The following is a 6,000-nucleotide window of genomic DNA, read 5'->3' as shown; positions in this document are numbered from 1 at the left end:
CCATACAGTAACACTGGCGAGTATGGTCGATTGGGGGGGCATCACGTCGGTGTAAACTCTCTTCGGTTGTTCCACGACGCGAATTCACCGGTATACGAATTCTCCGTCCACGGTATTCTCGATACTACTCCGTCAGACAACGCTACTCGGGTTTGGATAAACACTTAACTGATGCCCATGTCAGTATGCGACACTTCGATTATCTATGAGCAACTCCCCAGCATCCCAGACGGCCGACCCGGCGCCCGAGTTCGACGAGGAGAACGGTTGTTACGAGCGGACGTTCAACACTGACGACCAGATCGTCACCGACCTGGTCATGACGCTCGCGAACATCTCGGGCGACGACCCCGAATCGATGCCGCCGCTCCAGGAGAGCATCGACACCGCGATACTCGAGCGACTACTGGCCCACGACAACGCAGACTCGGACGCTCGACTCTCGTTCACCTACTACGACTTCCGGGTGACCGTCTGGAACGACGGCGACACGAGCATCCACCCGCTCTCGAACTGAACCTGTAGTTAGCGGACCGGGAACCGCGCCGCGCTGACGGCCTTCGGGAGGACCGTCTAGGTCAGCTGGGTCTCTCTACGCGCGTTTCGACTGTGCGCGCTTCTCGACTCTACGCACTTTTCGACTGTACACCGGATTACTCCGTGTCTCGACTCCTCGTCTGGACTGTTTCGTCCGGGGCTTTTCACCTACTCCCCTCTGTTGATGTCCGCTGTTCGTCGCCGTGTTCGTGTCCGCTGTTCGCAGCCATAATTCGTGTCCACTGCTCGCAGCCGCTATCCGCGTCGTCCGCTCGGAGCCCCTCACCGCCGTGTCCGTAGTTGTCGCTGTCGCTCCGTTCGACACCACTCGGCTGCCTCCTTCGGTGAGCTTATACGAATTGCGTCATTCAGAGTCGACCAGAACTCTGTTAGTATGATTCTACCAACAGCCGGAATGGGTGGGTCGAAGTGAGCCGCATCGAGCGACTCGCGGCGCTCGTCACGCAGCACAGCAAGGTCGCCATCGCTGTCATGCTCGTGCTGACCGTCGCTATCGGTGCGGGCGCACAGGGGGTCAGTCAGGCCTCCTCACTCGACCAGTTCCAGACAGACAGCACGGCCTCGGAGAAACTCGCGTACGTCAACGAGCACTTCCAGTCCGGGTCGAGCAACACGACAACCGTCCAGGTCGTCGTTCGCGGCGACGATGTCGTCTCGAAGCAGGCGCTCGTGAACACGCTCCAGTACGAACGGGCGCTCTACCGGAACGACACCGTCGCGAAGACGCTCGCGTCGGAGAACGCCATCGTGGGAATCGCGAACGTCGTCGCCATCGGCGCGATACAGGCCGAGGAGGCGCGTGAACTGCGGGCCCGCGCTGCCCGCCTCAACGCCACCGCGGAGGCGTTGTACGGCGAACTGGCGTACCTGCGTCAGCATCCGAACGCGAGCGCCGCGGCGTCCTTCGAATCGGTGCGCGCGAACACGTCTGCCGAACTGAACCGGACCGACGCCGCCATCTTCCAGCGCGCCACCGACCAGCTCCGGAACGCGAGCACTCGCGCTGAGGCAGAAGCGGCGTTCACGCTCGGTACACGCGGCGTGCTCGCGGAGGAGTACCGCGAACTACAGACGGCCCAGGCAGATCTGAGAGCGTCCGCACAGAACGCCACCATCGACGAACAGATTGCGCAACTGCGGTCGATGAACAGTTCGGAGGTCGACGCCGTCCTGACCACCGTCCTGAACAGCACCGGCGACAACGGTGGGATGTCGGCGCTCGCGCTGATGCCGACGAACTACGAGCAGGGATCGACGTCCGCGAACGCGACGATGCTGGTCGTCACGCAGCACGCCGAGAACGTGACCGGAACCGGCCAGGTGACGTCCGACAGCATCGTGAACGCGCAACTCGCCATCCAGGAGCTCGCGGATGACCGGCCCCTGGAGTACCTGGTGTTCGGCGCGGGCATCGTCACCGAGGAGATCAACGCTTCGATGACCGACAGCCTGCTCATCGTCGGCCCGCTGGCCATCCTCTTCGTGCTGGTCGCGCTCGCGGTGGCGTACCGCGACGTCGTCGACATCGTGCTCGGCCTGTTCGGCATCGGCGCGGTGCTGGCGTGGACGTTCGGCTTCATGGGCTGGGCGGGAATCGCGTTCAACCAGCTGTTCATCGCGGTGCCGGTGCTCCTCATCGGGTTGAGCATCGACTACGCCATCCACATCTTCATGCGCCACCGCGAGGAACGCGCGGGCAGCGGTGCCAACGGCGGTGACGGCAACGCTGACGCCGTGCGGAAGTCGATGCGCGTCGCGCTCTCCGGCGTCGGCGTGGCGCTCGTCTGGGTGACCGCGACGACGGTCATCGGCTTCCTCTCGAATCTCACGAGCCCCGTGCCGCCGATCCAGGAGTTCGGCGTCGTCTCCTCCGTCGGCATCGTCGCCGCGCTCGCGGTCTTCGGGGTGTTGATTCCCGCGATGAAGGTCGAGATCGACGAGTTCCTCGAGGCGCGGGGCTACGACCGCGAGATGCGCGCGTTCGGCACCGGCGGCGGTCGCTTCAGCGGCGTGCTCGCGGTCGGGTCGACGGCCGCGCGGAAGGCTCCGGTCGTCGTGCTGGTGCTCACACTCGTCGTCACGTCCGCCGGCGCGTACGGCGCGACGCAGGTCGACACTTCGTTCAGCCAGGAGGACTTCCTCGCGGAGGAGCCACCGGACTGGATGAACGACCTCCCCGAGCCGTTCGACCCCGGGGAGTACACGGTGAAACAGAACCTCGAGTACGTCAACGAGCACTTCGTCCGCGAGGACTCGCAGGCCCAGATACTGATACAGGGCAACGTCACAGGTGAAAACACGCTCGAACGCGTCCAGAACGCCCGCCGGGTCGCCGCGAACCAGAGCGTCACCCAGAACCTGACAGGCGGCGACGCGCTGATCCGGGGGCCGCTGTCGACGATGCGGCAGGTCGCGGCGACGAACCAGTCGTTCAACGCGACGTTCAGCGCCGCCGACACCGACGGCGACGGCGTCCCGGACCGCAACCTCGAGGCCGTCTACGACTCGCTGTACGAGGTTGCGCCCGAGCAGGCCCGGTCGTACGTCCACCGCACCGATGCCGGTGACTACGAGGCGCTCCGGATGGTCGTCTCGGTCGAGGGCGGGGCGTCCGGAGACGCCGTCACCGAGCAGATGCGCACCGTCGCCGCGGTCGTCGACGGCGGCGGCCTGAACGCCACCGCGACCGGGAGCGCTATCCTGAACAACATCGTCCAGAAGCAGCTCCTCGACACGGTCGTCCAGAGCCTGCTCATCACGCTCGTCGCGGTGTTCGCGTTCCTGATGGTGACCTACCGCATCACCGACGGCAGCGCGACTCTCGGTGCGGTCACGCTGCTGCCAGTCGTCTTGAGCGTGGCGTGGATCCTGGGAACGATGTACCTGCTTGGCATCCCATTCAACGTGCTCACGGGGATGATCACGAGCCTCACCGTGGGGCTGGGCGTGGCGTACAGCATCCACTTGAGCGAGCGCTACATGCAGGAACTGGAGCGCCAGAGTTCGGTCTGGAACGCGATGCAGACCGCGGTCACCGGGACTGGTGGTGCGCTCCTCGGGAGCGCTGCAACGACGGTCGGCGGGTTCGGCGTACTCGTGTTCGCCATCCTTCCGCCGCTCCAGCAGTTCGGTATCATCACCGGCCTGACCATCATCTACGCGTTCCTCGCGAGCGTGCTCGTGCTCCCGAGCCTGCTCGTCCTGTGGACGAAGTACCTCGGGCCGGAGTGGACGAACGACGACTTCGAGGACGCGTCGGCGGACGCGACCGGCCGCGGCCACCCGGGTGAGTGACGGTGGACGACGCCGACGCAGTCGCCTCGCTGAAGCGCCTCGGCCTCACGACGTACGAGGCGCGCGCGTTCGTCGCGCTCCAGAAACTCGGCGCGGGCACCGCGAGTGAGGTGGCGGACATCGCAGATGTCCCGCGCTCCCAGGTGTACGGCGCCGCCGACGATCTGGAGGACCGGGGCCTCGTCGAGGTCGAGCAGTCGAACCCGACGCGGTACCGCCCGGTCGGCGTCGAGGAGGCCCGCGAACGGCTCTACAGACAACTGCAGTCAGAGGGCGATTCGGCCTTCGAGTATCTGGAGTCGGTTCGCGAGGAGTACGGCACGACCGAGGAGGAGACCGAGTCCATCTGGACCGTTCGCGGCACGTCGAACGTCGTCGCGCGCGCTAGTCGCTTGCTCGCAGGCGCGGAGGCTACTGCGGTCTACGGAACGGACGACGTTGACCACCTCGAACCATCGCTCAGAGACGGACTGGCCGAGGCCGCGAAGCGCGACGTCGACGTCACCGTGTTGAGCGAGAACCCGTCGGTGCTCGACGCCGTCTCTGATGTCGGTGCACGGATAGTCGACGTCCCGCAACCGCCGAAGCCGGAGATGGGCGCGGCGCGCGTGTTGATGGTCGACGACGACACCGTACTGGTGAGCGTCGTCGGCGACGACGGCGCCGAGACGGCGTTCTGGAGCAGCAATACTGCGTTCGCGTCGATGCTCACGACGCTCCTCGACGAGTTCGTCGCGGATGCCACCGACAGCGAGACGTAGCGAACCGACCCGGCGGTTCTCGTCGTGGGCCGCGCCACCACCGGTTCATCCTGGACGAGTCGCCGACGAGCACCAGAATTTTGTATTGTGGGACGATTGTACAAGACCACGTGGATTCACCCGACTCATTGACGACACGGCGTGCCGTACTCGGGGGCATCGGCGTCACTATCGCCGGCGCTGGAATGGTGTACGGTGCGTCGCAACTCGGATCGGATCGCTCGACGTCGGCGACGGCGCCGTTCCACCGCAGTTCGGAGACGACCGGGTTCGACATCGACCTCGCGGGCCACCCGATCATGGGGTCGCTGGACGCGCCCCTCGACGTGTACTACTGGAGTGACTACCAGTGCCCGTTCTGCCGCCGGTTCGAGCAGGACGCGTTCCCTAAACTCGTCCGGAACCACGTCCAGACGGGGAACGTTCGCGTCGTCTTCATCGAGTTCCCGTACCTCGGGGAGGCGTCGATGACGGCAGCCGTGATGAACCGTTGCGTCTGGCGGCAGGTTCGGGACGATACGCCGCAGGCGTACTGGGCGTGGCACTCGACGGTGTTCGAACACCAGGGCTCGGAGAACTCCGGGTGGGCGTCGAGAGAGAATCTTCTCGACGTCACGCGAGGCGTCGAGGACGTCGACGCCAGTGCCGTCGACGAGTGCATGCAGGCCAATCGGGCGGAAATCGAATCGTCAATCGAGGCGGACGTCGAACAGGCTTCCAAGTTCGGCATTCGCGGGACGCCGGCGTTCGTCATCTACAACCGGGAGGCAGACGTGGCCGGAAAACTGGTCGGCGCACAGCCGTACGAGCGGTTCGACGAAGCGATTCGACGGGTGCAGAACGCGTGAGTACACGCCAGTTCGAGCGCCACGGTGAACGACTGCTCGCGGCGCTCGCGTACCCGCTGACGTCCGTCGCTCGCACGCTCGCATTCGTCGTGACCGCGGCCGCGACCTACGTCCTCCTCGTCTTGAGTTCGTTTCCGGCCTACTCGATGCAGATGGTGTCGGCAGACGTCTGGTATCTGGACGACGCGGTGGTCGCGCTGACGGCGAACACGTACGCGACGATCGGCGCTGTCGGTTTCGCACTGGTCGTGGCGTACGCCATCGTCACGGGCGTCGCGGTAACGAACGCGGTCGGCCGCCTTCGACACGTCGGCGTCTCTGGAACTGGGGGGTTGATGAGCGTCGCCCCAGGACTCCTCGTCTCCGGGTGCGCGAGCTGCGGTGCGGGCGTACTCGGCTTGCTGGGATTCGCTGGCGCGCTAGCGACGATGCCGTTCCACGGGAACCTGCTCCGTGCTGGCGGACTCCTGCTCCTGTTTGTCTACCTCGCTCGTGCCGGCGACCCGAGCCGCTGCGATATCGAATAGTTAGTCGCCGGA

5 protein-coding genes are annotated in these 6,000 nt (G+C 65.3%); all 5 read left to right on the top strand.

Annotation, left to right across the window (positions count from 1 at the left end; genetic code table 11):
• Positions 1-205: 205 nt before the first annotated feature.
• Positions 206-517: a HalOD1 output domain-containing protein gene (locus LT970_RS13940; protein WP_232688796.1), complete on the top strand. Its 312-nt coding sequence runs from the start codon at positions 206-208 to the stop codon at positions 515-517.
• Between the two features lie 449 nt (positions 518-966).
• On the top strand, positions 967-3,852 hold the full coding sequence (locus LT970_RS13935; protein WP_232688795.1) for an MMPL family transporter: 2,886 nt from the start codon (positions 967-969) through the stop codon (positions 3,850-3,852).
• A 2-nt stretch (positions 3,853-3,854) separates the two neighbouring features.
• A complete protein-coding gene (locus tag LT970_RS13930) occupies positions 3,855-4,613 on the top strand; it encodes a TrmB family transcriptional regulator (protein WP_232688794.1) in 759 nt (252 codons plus the stop codon).
• A gap of 128 nt (positions 4,614-4,741) precedes the next feature.
• Complete coding sequence (locus tag LT970_RS13925) at positions 4,742-5,461, top strand: DsbA family protein (RefSeq protein WP_232688793.1); 720 nt, start codon at positions 4,742-4,744, stop codon at positions 5,459-5,461.
• On the top strand, positions 5,458-5,988 hold the full coding sequence (locus LT970_RS13920) for a hypothetical protein (protein WP_232688792.1): 531 nt from the start codon (positions 5,458-5,460) through the stop codon (positions 5,986-5,988). Before LT970_RS13925 ends, LT970_RS13920 begins: the two co-directional genes overlap by 4 nt.
• Positions 5,989-6,000 lie beyond the last annotated feature (12 nt).

This window comes from Halobacterium zhouii (assembly GCF_021249405.1).
Lineage (GTDB): Archaea > Halobacteriota > Halobacteria > Halobacteriales > Halobacteriaceae > Halobacterium > Halobacterium zhouii.
This window is presented reverse-complemented; position numbering and strand designations above follow the sequence as displayed.

Bases quoted from the DNA above. Each gene is read 5' to 3' on its own strand.
- LT970_RS13940 (WP_232688796.1), top strand. From the start codon at position 206: ATGAGCAACTCCCCAGCATCCCAGACGGCCGACCCGGCGCCCGAGTTC.